The organism is Niveibacterium sp. 24ML (assembly GCF_026586805.1).
Classification (GTDB): domain Bacteria; phylum Pseudomonadota; class Gammaproteobacteria; order Burkholderiales; family Rhodocyclaceae; genus Niveibacterium.
Map to the genome: position 1 here is coordinate 181,303 of NZ_JAPFHA010000001.1, position 18,076 is coordinate 199,378.

Below are 18,076 nucleotides of genomic sequence, written 5' to 3' on the forward strand. Positions count from 1 at the left end.
GCTCACTTGCGCGGCGCGAAGGCGCTCGAGAATTGCGGCACCATGAACTTCGCGGGGAAGTCGGTTGGCATCGCGTGGCTCGCCTCGATCAGTTCGAGCCGGTGTTCGATGCCGCGCGCACTGAGCAGACCGGAGAAGGCTTTGCTGCCGCGGACGATCCAGTCGTGTTCGTCGTCCTTGCCGACCACGATCTGGATCGACTTGAGCCGCGCCGCCTGCGCAAGGTAGGCGTCGATCTTTTCCTGCGGGGCGCCGAAACCGCGCTCCCAGTTGGCGACGATGCGCTGGTCGTCCGGCGAACCATCAAAGACCGGAATCTCGGCATGCGGGCGCGGCAGCGCAGGGTTGGGCGAGAAGGCCGCGCCGTAGGCGCGCTTGATCTCGGTGTTCCAGCTATCCCAGGCGGCCTTGATCTGCCCCGGCGCGACCAGACCCGGCGCGAACGCAAGCACCGACTGATACACATCCGGGTAGCGCAAACCGAGGTGGATCGCGCCAAAGCCGCCCATCGACGCCCCGGCGATACCGCGCCCTTCGGGCGCCGCAATCGTGCGCAGCCGCGCGTCCGCCCAGCCCACCAGCTCTTGCACGATGTGGTCTTCCCAACGGCCGCTTGCCGCCGAATTCACATAGAAGCTCCCGCGCAGGCTGTTGGTGCCGTCGGCCTCGATCACGATGAACGGCGTTACGTCGGGTTTGCGCATCTCGGCGTCCAGCACGTCCTTGAAATAGGCGAGAAACCCCATGCCGCCGCCAAAGCCATGCAGGTAGTAGACCACCGGGAAGCGCCGCTCCGGCTCATCGAAATAGCTGGGCGGCAGATACACCGAGAAGTAGCGCGTCGGGCCATCCTTCAAGGCGCCGTCATTCACGGCCTGTGATTGCATCTCCTCGAACATCAGCCGGTTTGGCGTGGTGCTTGCACTGGCATTTGCCCCTGCCTTGGCCTGCACGCCGGCAGCCTGTGCCTCGGCCTGAAACAAGGAAAGGCCAAGTGCGCACAGCGCGGCAAGGCTTAGGATAGGAAGGCTTGAGTTCATGATGCGTTCCGCGAGTCAGTCATGAAGCGGATCGTGCAGGCTGGCAAGGACCGAAAATGAACCTTTCTTGCGATTCGCCGATCACCGGCGACGCGCTCGACGCAATCCGGCGCGTGCTCAGCCATGTCGAAGCGCGGCTCACCGCGCCCTTGTCGCTGGCCGAGCTGGCGGCGGTGGCGGCCTATTCGCCGTTTCACTTTCACCGCGTTTTCGGCGCGCTGGCCGGCGTGCCGCTGATGACTTACGTTCGCAATCGCAAGCTCGACGAGAGCTTGGTCGATCTGCTCAACGGCAAGGGTTCGGTGCTGGATCTCGCGTTGCGCTACGGCTTCGGCTTTGAACAGAGCTACGCAAGGGCCTTCACGCGCCGCTTTGGCGCCACCCCAGCGCGTTTGAGGCGCAACCCGAAGGCGATCCCGATCGCCGGCCCGCTGGTCGTGCGCGAAGCACCGGGGGGCGGGCTGCTCGCCGACGCAAGCGTCGTGGTCTGCCCGCAGCGGGTGCTCATCGGCCGCACAGTTCAGCTTGCCCTGAGCGACGACCTGCAAGCCGGACTGGCCAACCGCGCCGCGCGCGCCTTCATGGAAAACGACGCGCCGCGCATCCACGGCAGCCTCAACCCGGATAACTACGTCGGCCTCGTCAAACCGGTTCATGCGCTGACCGGGCTGGCGACATACGTGCCAGCGCTGGAAGTGCGGCCCGATGCGCCGGTGCCGGCCGGGCTTGCGCGCCACCGCATCCCGGCACGGCGATTCGCGGTGTTCCGCTATGCTGGCGGGCACCCGCCCGAGGCGCTGAATCTTGCGCGCCTGACGCAGCTGCTCGACTTCATCTTCCTGACCTGGTTGCCGCAATCAGGCTGGCGGCTCGACCCCTCATTTCACCTCGAATCGATCGATCTGCGCCGCTGCGCCGCGGACTTCACCGAGGCCCTGCTCTACATCCCGGCGGCACCACCACGCCAAACCGGATTGCCAACCGATAGCCGCGTGGCGTGATCGCGCTGGCGCCGTTCAGCGCGGCACACGACCCTGCAGTTCAAGGCAGAACCGGAACACACGGTGAGCAATGTCTACCGGTGGCAGATACATCATCGGGCAGCCGCCTTCGACCACCGTCACGCCCGCCGCGCGGCAGCGTTCGACCGCTTCGGCGCTGACACTGCCTTCGCCGAACGAGCGGTGCAGCCAGACGGCCCGCACGCCACGCGCAATCGCCTCATCGACCACCTTCACGGAATCAGCCGGCGCGGTCACGACCATCACGCTGCCCAGCTCGCCCGGCACGCTTGAGAGGTTGCGATAGCAAGGCTCGCCGCCGATCTCGTCCGCCGCCGGGTTCACCAGCCAAACCGTGTGGCCACTGTCGCGCAGCCGTTTCGCGATCAACGCACCCGGCCCTGCCCCGCTGCGCGAGACCCCGGCGACGGCGACATGGTGACTCGCCAGGAAGCTGGCGATTTCGCTTGGCATTTCGCGCATGACAGATCCTCGGCTTCAACAGGCGGGCCACGAGTATCGCGGCGCCGCCAGCTTGCCGTTTTGAGCTGGCTCAGTGCGCCGGATGTGACGTTTTTTTCCTATAGCGGCAGACCCCCCGGTGGCCCAATTCGATCCACACCACAGCAATGGAGCAAGCCATGAACCGACGCGAATTTCTCGCCGCCAGCCTGCTGTTGGGCGTGCACAGCGCCCTGCCGGCAAGCAGTTCTGCCGGCGACGCAGTGGCCGCGGCCGGCGGCTGGCTGGACGAAGCCCACGCCCTGATCAATGACGCCGCCCGCGCACCCAGCAGCCACAATTCACAACCCTGGCAGATCGCCTTGCACGAAGGCGAACACTGGAGTCTGAGCCGCGCCCCCGGCCGCAGCCTGCAGGTGGTGGCCCCGGACGGGCGCGAGTGCTGGCAGAGCCTGGGTGCCTTCCTCGTCGCACTCGAAGTTGCCGCCGCCGCGCGTGGCCTGCAGCTTGAAGCCGGCGACTGCGCGGGCGCCACAAGCGCGGTGCCGCTGCACCTCAGCCCGCGCTCGGTCGACACCACCTGGCTGCCGGCGCTGCGCCGCCGCCGCACCTTGCGCAAGGCGCTGGCGCCGCTGACGGGCTGCGAGGCCACGCTTGCCGCTTGCCTTGCCGCTGCGCCCTCGGCGCGTTTCTTCGCACACGGCAGCCCGGCGGCGAGGCTGATTGCAGATGCGACGCTGGAAGCAACGGCAGCGCAATGCAAGGACGACGCCGTCTGGCACGAACTCGCGCGCTGGATTCGCTGGCAGGAAAGCGAGCTCGCCGGAAATCCGACCGGCATCACCCCCGCCACAATGGAACTGCCGTGGCTTGCGCAGCGCTGGGTGGCCGCAACCTACTCGCGCGATGAGGTGCTTGCGCCGGCATTCCGCGCCCGCTCGCTGGAACTGGCGGCCCGCCAGACGCAGGAAGGCGGCGGCTGGCTCGCCTTCAGCACCGAGAGCGACACGCCGACGGACTGGCGCCATGCCGGCGCCGAGCTGATGCGCCTGTGGCTGCGTGCGGTGCCCGCGGGGATCGCACTGCACCCCATGTCACAGGCGGTCGAAGCCTTGCCTCAGCGCAGGGCGGTCGAGGCCGCGCTCGGTCTTGAACACCTTCAACTGCTGGTGCGCGTGGGCAAACGCGACTACCCGCCCGACACCCCCAGCCCGCGCCTTGCAGCACAGCGGATTTCTGTTTTGTCCTGAGGAGATCTCCATGAAACGTCAAGAACTGGCCACCCTCGTTGTCGGCCTTGCCATCAGCACCCTGTCTGCCTGTGCCGTGCTGCACGAGCACCCGGGCGAATCAGACCCGAAGCAGACCTGGACGGTGGTGCAGAAGACCGCCAGCCTCGAAGTTCGGGTGCGCGAATCCATCACGCCGGACGCACTGGCAGCGCCGCGCCTGGGCGCGGTACGGATCGAGGGCAGCTTCGCAGCGGACGATGCGGCCGAGGTGGACGAGATGGCCCAGGCGCTCGCGGAATCGCTCCGTGCATCGCTCAAGCCGCCGCGTGACGGCGCGCCGACCCTCAACGTCACGCTCAGCGAACTGAGCCCGGTGTCGCCCGCCCTGAACATTGCCTCGGCCTTGCTGGTTTTTTATCCGCTGGACAGCGGCGGCGCCACTGTGGAAGCCGAACTGCTCAATAGCGCGGGCGAACGCATCGCGCTGTGGCGGGAACGACTCAGCGGCGGGCTGGGGCTCACCGGCAGCCTCTCGCGCTGGGTCAAGGTGAAGAACGCCCTGATCGCCTGGAGCGAGGTCTGCGTCAGTCAGCCGCCGTGGATGCCGCCAGTCAGATCCGCCGCGTTGTAAAGGCTCAGCAGTTGCGGGCGGTCCCCAGCGAGGCGCCGGAACTGCGCCGGCGTGGTGCCGGTCAGCTGCCGGAAGTCGGCAATGAAGTGCGACTGATCGAAGAAGCCCGCTTGGGCGGCGAGGTCGGCGTCGTTTGCAGCGTCGATCATCGCAAGGCTGCGATAGAGGCGCTGCACGCGCGCCAAACCCTTGGGCGGCAGGCCGAACGCGGCCCAGATCCGCCGCTCAAGCGTTGCCTTGCTGATCCCGAGCTGGCTCGCCAGTTGCGCAACCGGCGTCGAATCGACCAGGCCCATCACGCGCTGGCATTGGCCGGGCGACCAGAGCAGGCGGTCTTCCCAACGCCCGATCGCCGCGGCGATCCAGCCGAGCACCGTCGCCAAGCCGCGATCCGCCTGCTTGCCCAGCGCCACCGCGCCCAGATGCGGCCACAGCCCGCTCAAGGCCTGCACGCGCGAAGCGAGCGCCTCGGCGGAGCTGCCCAGCACGGCGGGCGCAGCGCCGCCAGCCAGCTTGACCAGCCAGCCCCGCGCCGCCTCACTGCCGCAACTCACCTGGCCGGCGTTGCGAGTCGGGCCCCAGCAAACGTGCGTTGCAAGCCTGCACGCGTCGCCGATCCCCTCGACACACACTTCACCCTCCACCACGAAAAGCAGATTCACCCGCGCCCCGGCGAAAACCGGCATCTGTTCGTGAGGCGCGATCTCGACCCAGCTCACGCGTTCGAGCCAGGGGGCAAACAGCGGCGGTGGCAGAACATCAATCAGTTGCATCGCATTCGGCACGGGTATCGGGGCAGCCAGCGCGCCGATTCTGGACTAGCGCGCGGCGGGCGTTCTGATCTGCGTCGCCCGCCGCGCGAACTGGCGTGCCGCCTCAGATGACCAGGTGGTAGCTCAGGTTGTCGAAGTAGGACTTGTTCGGCCACTGCGCGGCGTCTGCCTGGCAGGAGAAGCGAACCCGCGTGATCGAGCGGGAGGGCACTTTGACGGCCAGCGTCATCCAGCCATCGCCCGCCGATGCGCCCGGCAGCGTGCCGGCGTAGTAGGCCACGGCGATGCGCTTGCCCGCGCTGTCGTAGGCCTCAAGGAAGGGCCGCCCGGTCGTGATCTGCATATCGCCGGGGCACGGGGTCTCGCACACCGGATGCGCTTTGATCGACACGGCATCGGTCGGGCGGTCGAACAGCACGTCGACCGCGCCTTCGCGCACATAGAAGCAGGGCGTTGTGCCCGGCGCATGGATCGACACGCCATTCGAGCCGCCGACATAGACCTGCTTGCGCACATAGACCGGCCCGTTGTTGAGCGGGTTACGCATCGTCAGCCCGTACACTGCATCGGCGAGTGCGCCGTCCGGCACCGGATTGCCTTCCAGATCCTTGTCGAAGTCGAACAGCACAGTGACGTCGATGCGCGGAATGTCCGGCGGAATCTTGATTGGCGGCCGCGTGCCGGGCGGGCGCAACTTGGGCCGTTCAAGCGGCGGGAAGTCCGCCAGCGAGACGGTGCCGAGCCGCCGGGCCAGCTCTGGCGACGCGGTTGCAGCCGGATTGCGCAGCAGTTCGGACAAGCTGCGGTCAAGGCGGACCGATGCGGGCTTGCCGGTGTCGGCCGATATGGGTCTGGGTCTTTCGAGGATCGCGCTCATGATTTCCCCCTTCTTGATCAGGCGAGGGCTGCGCGGCGATTGTGAGGCTCACAAGGGTCGACGCGCGCCCTTGGCAACACGCCATTCCTGATCCCAGTCTAGACCCGGCGGCTCGCCGGCGCTGGTTTGCTGCATGGCAGCCGGGCGCTAGCGCGGCGGGGCGGGCCGCGGCCCGCGCAGCCTGACGAAGATGTGTTCGCTCATGCCACGCGCGAGTTCCTGCTCGCCGAGGAAGACCTGCGCACTCGTCTCGCTGGCAAGGAGATCCGCCTCTTCCTCGTTGTGGCTGCGCAGCACCACCGCAATGGCCGGATTGAGCGTTTGCGCGATCTCGACCATCTTGCGCGCGCTCACCGCATCCGGCACCGCGATGACCAGCATCGCGGCGCGCGCGATATGCGCCTGGATCAGCACCTCCGGCGTGCTGGCGTCGCCGCTCACGGCCGGAAAGCCTTCCTTGCGCAGGGCGTCGATCCGTTCGCGGTTGTCGTCCGCCACGACGAAGGGGATGCCCTCCGCGCGCAGCGCTGCTGCAATGCGCCGCCCGACGCGGCCGTAGCCCACCAGCACCACCTGCCCGCTCAGCAGCGCCTGGTCGGTGCTCATCGGCAGTTGCGCGAGCGGGTCGTCGCGCTGATCGAAGCGCCGTGCCAGCGCCGAACGCTTGCGCACCCAGCGCTGCAGCGGCTCGACCGCGGCGAAGATCGCCGAGTTGGCCGCAATCGAGATCAGCGCGCCAGCCAGCACCAGACTCTGGCCTTCGGCCGGCATCAGGCCGAGCGCCACCCCGAGGCCGGCAAGGATGAAGGAGAACTCGCCGATCTGCGCGAGGCTCGCGCCCACCGTCAGCGCGGTGTTGAGCGGGTAGCGGAACAGCAGTACCAGCAGCACGGCGGCGATCGTCTTGCCCAGCATGATGATGGCCACCACCGCGAGCACCTTGAGCGGTTGCGACCACAGCACCGCGGGGTCGAACAACATGCCCACCGACACGAAGAACAGCACCGCGAAGGCATCGCGCAAGGGCAGCGATTCATCGGCGGCACGGTGGCTGAATTCCGACTCGCGCATCATCATGCCGGCGAAGAAAGCGCCCAGCGCGAAGGACACATCAAACAGCTTGGCAGCGCCGAAGGCCACGCCCACCGCGCTAGCCACCACGCTGAGGGTGAACAGTTCCTGCGAGCCGGTGCGCGCCACCCACCACAGCAGCTTGGGCAAGACCCTGCGCCCCACCACCAGCATCAGCGCGATGAAGGCGCTGACCTTGAGCAGCGTGAGGCCGACCGCCTGCCAGATCTGGGGGCTGGCGGCACCGCTTGCCGCCCCGCCCCCGCTGGCGCCCAGCACCCCGGCGAGCGCCGGCAGCAAGACCAGCACCATCACCATCACGAGGTCTTCCACCACCAGCCAGCCGACCGCGATCTGGCCGTTCACCGACTGCAGCAAGCCCTTGGCCTCCAGCGCCCGCAGCAGCACTACGGTACTCGCTACCGAGAGGCAGAGCCCGAATACCAGCGCGCCGCCGAAGCCCCAGCCCCACAGCGTCGCCGTGAACATGCCCAGTGCCACCGCGACCAGGATCTGCACGATCGCGCCGGGCACCGCAATGCGGCGCACCGCCATCAGGTCGTTGATGGAAAAGTGCAGGCCCACACCGAACATCAGCAGCATCACGCCGATCTCGGCAACCTGACTGGCGAGGCCCACGTCGGCCACAAAGCCCGGCGTGGCTGGGCCGATCACGATGCCGGCGAGCAGGTAGCCGACCAGCGGCGGCATCCGCATCTGTGCCGCCGCAAAGCCGAACAGCAAGGCAAGGCCGAAGCCGGCGGCAATCGTGGCAATCAGGCTGACGTCGTGCGGCATCGGGCGGTGTCTTTCCTCGGTGAGGAGCGGGCGCTCTCCCTACTGAACGCGCCAAGGCCGAAATGGTTCCGGGGGCCGGTATGGCCCCTTCAGGAGCGGCTGCGCAGCGCGCGCAATCACTGCATCGAATGCAGTCCGATCATGTTGCCGTCCGGGTCGCTCACCAGGGCGATGAAACCGTACTGCCCGATCGAGAATTTTTCCCGGAAGATCTGGCCGCCGAGCGCTGCGGCGCGGCCAGCCTCGACCGCGCAGTCCGCGCAGGAGAAGTAGACCATCGTGCTGTTACCGCCGGAGGGGCAGCCCTCCATCTTGACCAAGGCGCCCGATGCGCCGGGGCCTTCGATCATCGGGAAGGCCCACATCTCAACATCGGGGCTTTCGATCAGTTGCAAGGGCTGCAGGAAGACGCCCTCGTAGAAGGCCTTGGCGCGCGGCATGTCCTGCACATAGATTTCAAACCAGCCGACCGGGTTGCTCTGCATGATCGCTCCTTGATCCAGATGGTGGCCCGGGCGGCGCCCGGCGGACTCCAAGAATCGTCCACCAAACGCCGCAATTCAAGCTCATTTGCTGTGCGGGCTACCGTGCCCCCGCCCGACTCAATGCCCGCAGAAAACCGGTTTGCGCTTCTCGCGAAAAGCGTCGAGCCCTTCCTGGTAGTCGTGGCTGTCATACACCGTGCGGCGCAGGGCCTGCACCCGCTCGAACAGTTCCGGCGATACCGAATGGGCGCCGGCCAGCAGGCGGATTTCTTCCTTCATCGCGGCAATCGACAGCGGCGAGTTCGCCGCAATCGCCTGCGCCATGTCGGCGACCCGCGCGTCGATCTCGCTCGCCTCGCAGATCGCGTTGATCATGCCCAGGTTGAAGGCTTGCTGCGCCGGAATCGGCCTTGCGGTGAACAGCATCTCGCGCAGCACCGGGTGCGGCACCATGTTCATCAGCGTCAGCACGCCGCCGAGGTTGTAAGGCACGCCAAGCTTGGCCGGGGTGATCGCGAAGCTCGCGTCGCGGGTGGCGACGAGGATGTCGCAGGCCAGCGCGACCTCGCAGCCGCCGCCCCACACCGAGCCCTCGATATGCGCGATCACCGGCGCGGGCGATTGCTGGATCGCGCGGATCACGACCCGCAGTGAGTCGCCCCAGCCAAGTGGATCGCGCCCGCGGTCCGGCAGTTCGCTGACATCGTGCCCCGCCGACCAGACCCGGCTGCCGGGCGGCGCACGCAGCACGATCACGCGCGCGCCGGTCTGGTTGAAGTGCTGGATCGCGCCCAGCATCTCTTCGATCAGCGCATTGCTCAGGGCGTTGCGCTTTTCGGCATGGTTCATCACCACGGTGCCGATATGGTCGGCAAATTCAACATTGATCAGGGGCATGCGGGGTCTCCGGGCCACACGACGCGCCAGGCTGGTCGGGCGCGAAGCCTTACAGGCAGGATCCACGCCTTGCCCTGCGAGGGTGCTGACCCAAGGCAAGTGCGACGCAGACACCTAGCCAACACGCTTCAGTGCAGCGTGGTGGCAACCAGCAACTCGGTCAACCGTGCCGGGGGGCCAATCAGGCTGCCCTGCAAGTGCTGACAGCCGAGTTGTCGCAGCAGTTCGACCTGATCCGACGTCTGCACGCCCTCGGCCACCGTGACGATGCCCGAGGCATGGGCAAGACGCACCAGCGCATCGATCACCGCGACCACGCGCTGCGATTCACTGATCCGCGCAGTAAGGCTCATGTCGATCTTGAGGCCCGCAATCGGCAGCTCGATCAAGCGCGCGAGGTTGGCGTAGCCGGCGCCAAAATCGTCGAGGTAGGTGTCGATGCCGCGGCGGCGCAGCGCGTTGATCAGACGCCCGGTTTCGTCGGGGCGTTCGAGCGCAGAGGTCTCGGTGATTTCGATCTTGAGCAAGGTGGGATCAAGCCCGGACTCACCGAGTGCATGCAGGATCTGCGCCTCGAAGCCCGGATGCTGGAACTGCTGCGCCGAGGCATTGACCGCGACGCTGCAGCGCAAACCCATGGTGCGATTGAGCGTCGCCAGTTGCTTGCACGCCGCTTCGAGCACCCAGGCACCAATCTCGATCACCTCTCCGCTGCGTTCGGCGTGTGGAATGAATTCACCCGGCGCGACTTCACCGAGTGCCGGTGACACCCACCTCACCAGCGCCTCGTAGCCAGAAACGCGCCAGTCGGCGACATGCTGGATCGGCTGGAAGCGCAGATACAACTCGCCCCGTGGTGCCGCGCCCGGCAGTTGCGCGCGGATCTGCTGTGCGCGTCGATGAGAAGCATCGAGCACGGCACTGAACTGCATGAACTTGTTCGTTGCTCCCGCCTGACTGGCCTGCAGCGCGATCTCGGCTTCCTGCAGCAACTGTTCGGCACTCACCACCCCGGTGTGTGTTGCCGAGATTCCGAGGTGACAGTCGATCCGTGCATCGTGCATCGACAGTGCGTAAGGCTGGACCACGGCCTCGCGAATGCGCTGCGCAAACGCCTCGGCATCGGCCAGTTCCTGCTCACCGATCAGCAGGATGAATTCATCGCCACCGTAGCGGATCAACGGCCGCCCCGGCGCAGTGGCCCGCAAGCGCCCGCCCAGATCGGCCAGCAACTGGTCGCCCGCAGCGTTGCCGAGTCGCTCGTTCAAGGCCTTGAATCCCTGCAGGTCGAGGAACACCAAGGCATGCGAGGCCTGGCCTGGCGCAAAGTCGGCAAGGCTGGGCGCCAAGCAGTGGCGCCGCAGGCAGCCGGTGAGGGGATCGTGCTGCGCCAGATGGCTGAGCGCCGCCTCGGCAATCTGGCGGCGTGCCACTTCGGCCTGCAGGCGGGCCAAGGTGCTATGGATCTCGGCTGTGCGTGCAGCAATCTCCGCCTCCAGCGCCTCGCCGTGCTTCTGCGCCATCGCCAGCAGGTGGCGCGCCTGCGTATGCTGCACCGCGTTGCTGTAGTTCTGTGCCATCAGGGCAAGGCGGCCGTGCATATGGGCCTGCAGATGCGACAAGGCGCCGGCAAGATCGCCGCGCCGCGCGCAGCGCTCGCTCCAGTCCGCCTCGATGCCATTCGCGAGGTAGTAGGCGCCCGCCTCGTAGGCCTCACGGTGGGCCGCTTCGGTCAGGCGTTCGGCTTCATCATGCAGCCCATCGTCTTCGGCAAGGCCGGCCAGCGCGTGGTTCGCGAGCGCGGCGCCAAACGCAAAGCCCATGCGCCGTGCGTTGGCCACGGCATCGCTTGCGTGGCGTGTGGCCTGTGAGCGCGCGCCCTGCTCACGCTCGATGCCGGCCAACTGGATCAGCGCCAGGGTCTGCAAGCGAAAACTACCAAACGCGTGGCCGAGCGAGAGCGCACGCCCGAGCAGCTTCGTGGCCTCCGCACTTTGACCTAGCGCGCGCAAGGCCACCGCCCAGTTGATCAGGCAAGCGCCGTGGCCGATCGGGTCGGCGGGTTCGATCTCGGAATAGCTGCGTTCGCACTGTTCGAACTCCGACAATGCTTCCGGCTCACGATCGGCCAGCCCCAGATTCATCGCGGCAAAAACGCGCGCTTGCAGCATGCCGGCCACATCGCCAAGGGCAGCGAAGCGGGCGCGCGCCAGCTCCAGATGATGCTCGGCCAGTTCAAGTTCTTGCGCCGAGGCGTGGATAGCGCTCAGTTGCAGGTGCGTGCGCGCGAACCAGATGTCCTCTCGCCCTTCCTGGCTCAGAGAGGCCAGGCAAGACTGCAGCGACGCAATCGCATCCAGACGCCGCCCCATCCAGCGCTCGGCGGTGCCGCGCAGGCACAGCACCGGAATCGTCTGCGCCGCCGAAGCGGCGCGCTCAACATGCTGGTTGCAAAGCGCCCAGGCGGCCGGCAGATTCTGTTCGAGCAAGGCTTCGATCATCTCCAGCGCCCGTTGGGGCAATTCTGCGTCGCTTTCGTCCATGTCAGCCCCCAGAGCGATGCGCGCCGGCCGTTGCTCCGTCAGGGCACCTGACCCTGTTATAGCTCCGTCGCATGTGCACAATCATCGCCGCAGCCCCAGCCAGCCGCAATGGACACACCGCAAAACATTGTGATCAATCGGCGTGACGCCGCGGCGGCCGCATCCCCCTTGGGTGCTTTAACGCGGTATCGTTGCGCCCTTCGTTCCACCCCGGTTTCAAGCAACGCCATGTCTCTGCCCAGCCACAGCCCCGAAAGTTACGCCGCCCAGCTCGCCCCCAAGGTGGCGCAATTCAAGCGCGATTTCGCCCCCTTCAATGTGCCCGAACCGCAGGTTTTCGAGTCCGCACCGCAGCATTACCGCATGCGCGCCGAGTTCCGGATCTGGCACCACGGCGAGCGACTGGACTACGCCATGTGGGAAGCGGACAACCCGAAGCAGCCGGTGCTGCTGGAGGACTTCCCGACCGCATCGGCGGCGATCTGCGCGGCCATGCCGGTGCTGCGCGACGCGGTGATCGCCTCGCCCGAGCTCAAACGCAAGCTCTTCCAGGTGAACTTCCTCTCCACCCTCAGCGGCGAACTGCTGATCACGCTGATCTACCACCGCAAGCTCGACGAAGCCTGGGAGGCCGCCGCACGCGAACTGGCCAGCGCGATGAAGGTGCTGCTGATCGGGCGCAGCCACAAGCAGAAGATCGTGCTGGAACGCGACTGGGTGCTCGAATCCTTCGAGTTGGCCGGGCGCACGCTGCGCTACCAGCAGATCGAAGGCAGCTTCAGCCAGCCCAATGGCGGCATGAACCGGCAGATGCTCGGCTGGGCCTGCCGGCAGGCGCAACCGCTCGGCGGCGATCTGCTGGAACTCTACTGCGGCAACGGCAACTTCACCGTGGCGCTGGCGCCGCACTTTGGGCGTGTGCTGGCGACCGAGGTGAGCAAGTCTTCGGTGCGCGCGGCCGCCTACAACCTGGCCGCGAACGGTGTCGAGAACGTGGCCTTCGCACGCCTCTCCAGTGACGAGATGAGCGACGCGCTGGCGCGGGTGCGCCCCTTCCGCCGCCTCGCCGATGTCGATCTGGACAGCTACCGCTTCAGCACGCTCTTCGTCGATCCGCCGCGCAGCGGACTGGACGCGACCACGCTGGCGATGGCCGCCGGCTTCGAGCGCATCCTGTACATCTCGTGCAACCCACAAACCCTGCGCGACAACGTCGAGGCGCTGCACACCACGCACAAGATCGAGGCCGCAGCGGTGTTCGACCAGTTCCCCTACACCCATCACCTCGAATGCGGCCTGCTGCTCAGCCGCCGCGCCTGAGCCCGCCGCCGGCTGTACTGTTTCGCACACAGCGGCCTGTCGCCAACCCGACACTTGCACCGAGCGGCGCCGGGCCAGGCCAGTAAATCCGGCCTTCAAGGGGGCCGGCACGGCAATTGCTGAACCTGAGCAAAACAGACTCGGGAGCACAGCATGTCAGCCCTCAACCCCGCCACGCCCATTGCCGCCAGCAGCGGTTGCAAGAGCAGCCGCTGCGGCTCCAGCGCGCAGCAGATGAACGGCTTGCCGAGCGCGATCATGCAGAAGGTGCAGGATCACCCCTGCTACTCGGAAGAAGCCCACCACCACTTCGCGCGCATGCATGTGGCGGTGGCGCCGGCCTGCAACATCCAGTGCAACTACTGCAACCGCAAGTACGACTGCAGCAACGAGTCGCGCCCCGGTGTGGTGTCAGAGGTGCTGACCGCCGAGCAGGCGGTGCAGAAAACGCTGGCGGTGGCCGCTGCGATTCCGCAGATGAGCGTGCTGGGCATTGCCGGGCCGGGCGACGCGCTCGCCAACCCCGAGCGCACCTTCACCACCTTCGGCGAGCTCACGCGACGCGCGCCGGATCTGAAGCTGTGCCTTTCAACCAACGGGCTGATGCTGCCCAAGTATGTGGACCAGATCGCCGCCTACAAGGTGGACCACGTCACCATCACGATCAACTGCATCGACCCGGACATCGGCGCGCAGATCTACCCGTGGATCTTCTGGAACCACCGCCGCGTGACGGGGCGCGAGGCCTCAGAGATCCTCATCGCGCAGCAGCAGAAGGGGCTGGAGATGCTGGTCGAACGCGGCATCCTGGTGAAGGTGAACTCGGTGATGATTCCCGGCATCAACGACGCGCACCTCAAGGAAGTGTCGCGTGTGGTGCGCGCCAAGGGCGCCTTCCTGCACAACGTGATGCCGCTCATTTCCGAGGCCGAACACGGCACCCACTTCGGCCTCACCGGCCAGCGCGGGCCGACTCCGCAAGAGCTCAAAGCCTTGCAGGACGAATGCGCCGGCGAGATGAACATGATGCGCCACTGCCAGCAGTGCCGCGCCGACGCGGTGGGCATGCTGGGCGAAGATCGCGGCGCGGAGTTCTCGATCGAGAAGGTCGCCGCCATGCAGATCGACGAAGTCGCCGCCATGCAGCGCCGCGTCGCCCTGCGCGAGACCATCAACGCCGAGCTGGCGGCCAAGCGCGCCGCACGCCATGCCGAGCCGGCGCAGGTGCTTGCCCTGCGCCCCGCCGTGCCCCCGCCGGAACTGGGCCGCGCGGTGCGCATGGCGGTGGCCACCGGCAGCGGCATGCTGATCGACCAGCACTTTGGCCATGCGCGCGCCTTCAGCGTCTACGAGGTCCGCGAGGGCAAGGTCGAGTGGCTTGAAACCCGCGCTGCAGCACAGTACTGCGGCGGCGCCGACGACTGCGGTGAAACGGAAAGCACGCTCGCGCGCACCATCGCCACGCTGGCCGATTGCGAAGTCGTGCTGTGCTCGCGCGTAGGGATCGAACCCTGGGGCAAGCTCGAAGCGGCCGGCATCCGGCCGGATGTCGAGCACGCGATGGAATCGATCGAAGCGGCCGCCGCCGCCGTGTGGCAGGCAATGCTCGCGGCCGGCCAGCTCGACGCCCCGCGCGACGCGCAACGGCGCGCCTAGGCCGCAACGAGGACGCGGCAGCCATGGCACTCGAGATCATTGAAGGCTGCGTGAACTGCTGGGCCTGCCTGCCGCTGTGCCCGCACCAGGCCATCTACGAAGCCAAGCCCCACTTCCTGATCGACGCGGACCGTTGCAGCGAATGCGTGGATGCTTTCGCAACGCCGCAGTGCGCGGCGATCTGCCCGGTGGAAGGCGTGATCGTCGACGAGCTCGGCACCCCGCTCAACCCGCGCGGTTCGCTCGCGCCCCCGGCCTGAGGCCGTGCATGGAAAGCGCCCTCGCCGCCTGTCTGGCTGACTTCGAGGGCCACGCAATGCGCTGGCCGGCCGCCAGCATGAGCCCCGCGATCATCGACCGCGCATGTGGCTGCCTGCTTGGCCTGGCGCTCGGCGACGCGTTGGGTGCCACCGTGGAGTTCATGACGCCACGCGAGATCCGCGCGCAGTACGGCACGCATGCGCGGATTCGCGGCGGCGGCTGGCTGCGCCTGCCCAGTGGTGCGGTGACTGACGATACCGGCATGGCGCTCGCCCTCGCCGACTGCCTGATCGCACACCACGAGCCCGCCGCCGCCGACTACGCGCGCGCGTTCGACACCTGGATGCGCAGCAAGCCGGTGGACATCGGCAATACGGTGCGGCGCGGCATCTCGCGCTTTCGCCGCAGCGGCGAAGCCTGTGCGCCCCCGTCGGACGATGCCGGCAACGGCGCCACGATGCGCTGCGCACCGGCAGCACTGGCCTTCCTCGCGGCCCGCCCTGCGCACCTCGCCGAACACGCGCTCGCGCAGGCTCGCGTGACGCACCATTGCCCGCTGACCGACGCGGCCACGCTGGCGGTGGTGTTCATGGTGCGCGCGGCAGTGCTGGGCGCGGGCATTGGCGCGGTGATGGCGCTCGCACACACGCTGGTTCGGCACTTTCCGGCCTTCGGATTTCGCGGGCGGCAAGTCGAGAACCCGAGCGGCTACATCGTCGATACCTTGTGCGCGGTGCTGCAGGCGATCGACTACAACGACAACGCGCGTGACGCCCTGATCGACGTGGTCAACCGGGGCGGCGATGCGGACACCACCGGCGCCATTGCCGGCTGCATTGCCGGCGCGCTGGACGGCGCCGCGCGACTGCCGGCCGACTGGCTGGATGCGCTCGATCCGCGCATCGGCCAGCAGTGCGGCCGAGCCGTGCAGCCCTTGCTCGCCCGCAGCCTGCCGCAGGGCTGATCTGCCCCGGCGGCTGCGCGGCGCGCGCCTGCGCCCGCCCTCGCGCCCCTACACGCGCCGCACCGCGTACACGCCACCGAGCGCCAGCACTTCGTCTTCGCCCTGCAAGCGCTCGGGCATCAGCGCGGCGCTGCACAGCACCTTGGTCAGCGGCACCTCGGCAACAATCACGACATCGCCAAACTCGCCCGCACGCTCGGGCGAGGTGGAGAAGGAGTTGATGTTGTTGAGCACCACCAGACGTTCGCGCGCGCGCTGGCCGACGAACTCGTGCGCCTCCCAGTGGTTGAGCCCGCGGTAGAGCCTGAAGTGCATCCGGCCGGGGAAGCGGCGGGCCAGCTCCGCCTGGGTCCAGGCAAACAGCAGATCAAGCTGCGCTTCAAGCGCGTTGGTGTTGTACAGCCCGGCCGAACGTTGCTCGAGGTAGATGCGATAGGGCTCGCCCGAAAAGTCCCGGATCGGCGCCTTGTGATGGCGTGGTAGCAGCCCGAAACGGGATTCAACCCAGGACTTGAGCACTGCGCCCTCCACGCTGTCGGAATTGAAATGCCAGCCGCGTATCAGCTTGAGGTAGTTGAGCCGGCCACGGCTTGCGCGCATGCCCGGCGAGAGCCCCGCCTGCTCGGGCGAATCGAGGCAGAAGCTCAGCGCCATGTAATCGTGCAGGTGTCGCGCGCGCTCGGCAAAGTTGCCGCATGCCGCAAGCAAGCCGAAGAAGTGGCGATGCAGTTCGGCCACGCCATCGAGCACCAGCGGCGACGGATAGCGGTGAAAGGTGTAACTGCCCAGCACAACAGCCGGCAGGTTGCAGCGATTGATGGGCAAGCGCGCCCACGAAGGCAGTGTCGGGTTGTCGGTTTCGATGTCGTCATCGCGACAGACCGCCACCGTATTGTCGGATGCCGTACTGCCCACCTGCACACGCTGATTCATGTTTTTCCTTGTATTTCCAACGCATTGCGCGGAATTGCCACCCCTGGCACGCGCATTGCGATGTGGTGGACGAGTCGTCTTGGCCAGGTGTGAGTGCCTCACGCAACACATGTGCCCGACACGATGAACAATGTTCCCCTCAAGGAGAAGCACCATGTCAAAACTCCGTCAATGCGCCATCTACGGCAAAGGTGGTATCGGCAAGTCCACCACGACACAGAACCTCGTGGCCGCACTGGCCGAGGCCGGCAAGAAAGTGATGATCGTCGGCTGTGACCCCAAGGCCGACTCGACCCGCCTGATCCTCCACGCCAAGATGCAGAACACCGTGATGCAGCTGGCCGCCGATGCAGGTTCGGTTGAAGACCTCGAACTGGAAGACGTGCTGCAAGTCGGTTTCAAGGGCATCAAGTGTGCCGAATCGGGTGGCCCGGAGCCCGGCGTTGGCTGTGCCGGCCGTGGCGTGATCACCGCGATCAACTTCCTTGAGGAAGAAGGCGCGTACTCCGACGACCTCGACTTCGTGTTCTACGACGTGCTGGGCGACGTGGTGTGCGGCGGTTTCGCAATGCCGATTCGCGAAGGCAAGGCGCAAGAGATCTACATCGTCGTGTCGGGCGAAATGATGGCGATGTATGCCGCCAACAACATTTCGAAGGGCATCGTGAAGTACGCCAATTCGGGCGGCGTTCGCCTTGCTGGCCTGATCTGTAACAGCCGCAAGACAGACCGTGAAGACGAGCTGATCGAAGCGCTGGCCGCCAAGATCGGCACCCAGATGATCCACTTCGTGCCGCGCGACAACGTGGTGCAGCACGCAGAGATCCGCCGCATGACGGTCATCGAATACGACCCGACCGCCAAGCAGGCTGACGAGTACCGCGAGCTGGCCCGCAAGATCGTCGAAAACAAGAAGTTCGTGATCCCCAACCCGCTCGAAATGGAAGAGCTGGAAGAACTGCTGATGGAGTTCGGGATCATGGAAGTGGAAGACGAAAAGATCGTCGGCAAAACCGCCGCCGAACTCGCGGTCTGAGCTGAAAGGCCTCTTGCCACAAAGGCGCAAAGGGGAATCCGCATACCCGGGTGGGCTGCCGAGCAGCCCCTTGGGGGCCCTTTGCGCGCCTTCGCG

Annotated in this window: 17 protein-coding genes; 8 read left to right on the forward strand and 9 right to left on the reverse strand. The window is 66.8% G+C overall.

Annotation, left to right across the window (positions count from 1 at the left end; genetic code table 11):
* Positions 1-2: 2 nt before the first annotated feature.
* A complete protein-coding gene (locus OPU71_RS00765) occupies positions 3-1,040 on the reverse strand; it encodes an alpha/beta hydrolase (RefSeq protein ID WP_267723994.1) in 1,038 nt (345 codons plus the stop codon).
* Between the two features lie 56 nt (positions 1,041-1,096).
* Between OPU71_RS00765 and OPU71_RS00770 the strand changes: the two genes are divergently transcribed.
* A complete protein-coding gene (locus OPU71_RS00770; protein ID WP_267723997.1) occupies positions 1,097-2,041 on the forward strand; it encodes an AraC family transcriptional regulator in 945 nt (314 codons plus the stop codon).
* Between the two features lie 15 nt (positions 2,042-2,056).
* Here the strand turns inward: OPU71_RS00770 and OPU71_RS00775 are convergent, their stop codons facing one another.
* Entirely contained in the window at positions 2,057-2,524 is a 468-nt protein-coding gene (locus OPU71_RS00775; protein WP_267723999.1) for a CoA-binding protein, read from the reverse strand.
* 158 nt (positions 2,525-2,682) lie between these two features.
* Here OPU71_RS00775 and OPU71_RS00780 point away from each other — a divergent pair, with 158 nt between their 5' ends.
* Positions 2,683-3,753, forward strand: a complete 1,071-nt coding sequence (locus tag OPU71_RS00780; RefSeq protein WP_267724001.1) for a hypothetical protein — start codon at positions 2,683-2,685, stop codon at positions 3,751-3,753.
* Between the two features lie 10 nt (positions 3,754-3,763).
* Positions 3,764-4,366 (forward strand): hypothetical protein, encoded by a 603-nt coding sequence (locus OPU71_RS00785; RefSeq protein ID WP_267724003.1) that lies wholly within the window; start codon positions 3,764-3,766, stop codon positions 4,364-4,366.
* Here the strand turns inward: OPU71_RS00785 and OPU71_RS00790 are convergent.
* The 6 genes from OPU71_RS00790 to OPU71_RS00815 all read right to left on the reverse strand — a co-directional run bounded on the left by OPU71_RS00790 (position 4,324) and on the right by OPU71_RS00815 (position 11,810).
* Positions 4,324-5,139: a helix-turn-helix domain-containing protein gene (locus OPU71_RS00790; protein WP_267724005.1), complete on the reverse strand. Its 816-nt coding sequence runs from the start codon at positions 5,137-5,139 to the stop codon at positions 4,324-4,326. The two genes, OPU71_RS00785 and OPU71_RS00790, sit on opposite strands and share 43 nt — an antisense overlap.
* A gap of 103 nt (positions 5,140-5,242) precedes the next feature.
* Positions 5,243-6,016, reverse strand: coding sequence for a hypothetical protein (locus tag OPU71_RS00795; protein WP_267724007.1), 774 nt, complete (start codon positions 6,014-6,016; stop codon positions 5,243-5,245).
* 147 nt (positions 6,017-6,163) lie between these two features.
* Positions 6,164-7,885, reverse strand: a complete 1,722-nt coding sequence (gene ybaL / locus OPU71_RS00800) for a YbaL family putative K(+) efflux transporter (RefSeq protein WP_267724009.1) — start codon at positions 7,883-7,885, stop codon at positions 6,164-6,166.
* A 116-nt stretch (positions 7,886-8,001) separates the two neighbouring features.
* Positions 8,002-8,370: a VOC family protein gene (locus OPU71_RS00805; RefSeq protein WP_267724011.1), complete on the reverse strand. Its 369-nt coding sequence runs from the start codon at positions 8,368-8,370 to the stop codon at positions 8,002-8,004.
* 117 nt (positions 8,371-8,487) lie between these two features.
* Positions 8,488-9,267, reverse strand: a complete 780-nt coding sequence (gene scpB / locus OPU71_RS00810) for a methylmalonyl-CoA decarboxylase (protein ID WP_267724014.1) — start codon at positions 9,265-9,267, stop codon at positions 8,488-8,490.
* A 128-nt stretch (positions 9,268-9,395) separates the two neighbouring features.
* Complete coding sequence (locus OPU71_RS00815; RefSeq protein ID WP_267724016.1) at positions 9,396-11,810, reverse strand: GGDEF domain-containing phosphodiesterase; 2,415 nt, start codon at positions 11,808-11,810, stop codon at positions 9,396-9,398.
* A gap of 228 nt (positions 11,811-12,038) precedes the next feature.
* Here OPU71_RS00815 and trmA point away from each other — a divergent pair, with 228 nt between their 5' ends.
* The 4 genes from trmA (at position 12,039) to OPU71_RS00835 (ending at position 16,011) form a co-directional block, all read left to right on the forward strand.
* Positions 12,039-13,130 carry a tRNA (uridine(54)-C5)-methyltransferase TrmA gene (gene trmA, locus OPU71_RS00820; protein WP_267724019.1) on the forward strand — a complete coding sequence of 364 codons (1,092 nt, stop codon included), beginning with the start codon at positions 12,039-12,041 and terminating at the stop codon, positions 13,128-13,130.
* 153 nt (positions 13,131-13,283) lie between these two features.
* Complete coding sequence (nifB, locus tag OPU71_RS00825) at positions 13,284-14,786, forward strand: nitrogenase cofactor biosynthesis protein NifB (protein WP_267724021.1); 1,503 nt, start codon at positions 13,284-13,286, stop codon at positions 14,784-14,786.
* A 23-nt stretch (positions 14,787-14,809) separates the two neighbouring features.
* The gene (locus OPU71_RS00830; RefSeq protein WP_267724024.1) at positions 14,810-15,046 is read left to right on the forward strand and encodes a ferredoxin; all 237 of its coding nucleotides are present in this window, start codon (positions 14,810-14,812) and stop codon (positions 15,044-15,046) included.
* Positions 15,047-15,054: 8 nt separating this feature from the next.
* Complete coding sequence (locus tag OPU71_RS00835; protein ID WP_267724026.1) at positions 15,055-16,011, forward strand: ADP-ribosylglycohydrolase family protein; 957 nt, start codon at positions 15,055-15,057, stop codon at positions 16,009-16,011.
* A 48-nt stretch (positions 16,012-16,059) separates the two neighbouring features.
* Here OPU71_RS00835 and OPU71_RS00840 read toward each other — a convergent pair whose 3' ends face one another.
* Positions 16,060-16,944, reverse strand: a complete 885-nt coding sequence (locus OPU71_RS00840; RefSeq protein WP_267724029.1) for an NAD(+)--dinitrogen-reductase ADP-D-ribosyltransferase — start codon at positions 16,942-16,944, stop codon at positions 16,060-16,062.
* Positions 16,945-17,098: 154 nt separating this feature from the next.
* Between OPU71_RS00840 and nifH the strand changes: the two genes are divergently transcribed.
* Positions 17,099-17,980 carry a nitrogenase iron protein gene (nifH, locus tag OPU71_RS00845; RefSeq protein WP_267724032.1) on the forward strand — a complete coding sequence of 294 codons (882 nt, stop codon included), beginning with the start codon at positions 17,099-17,101 and terminating at the stop codon, positions 17,978-17,980.
* Positions 17,981-18,076: the final 96 nt, after the last annotated feature.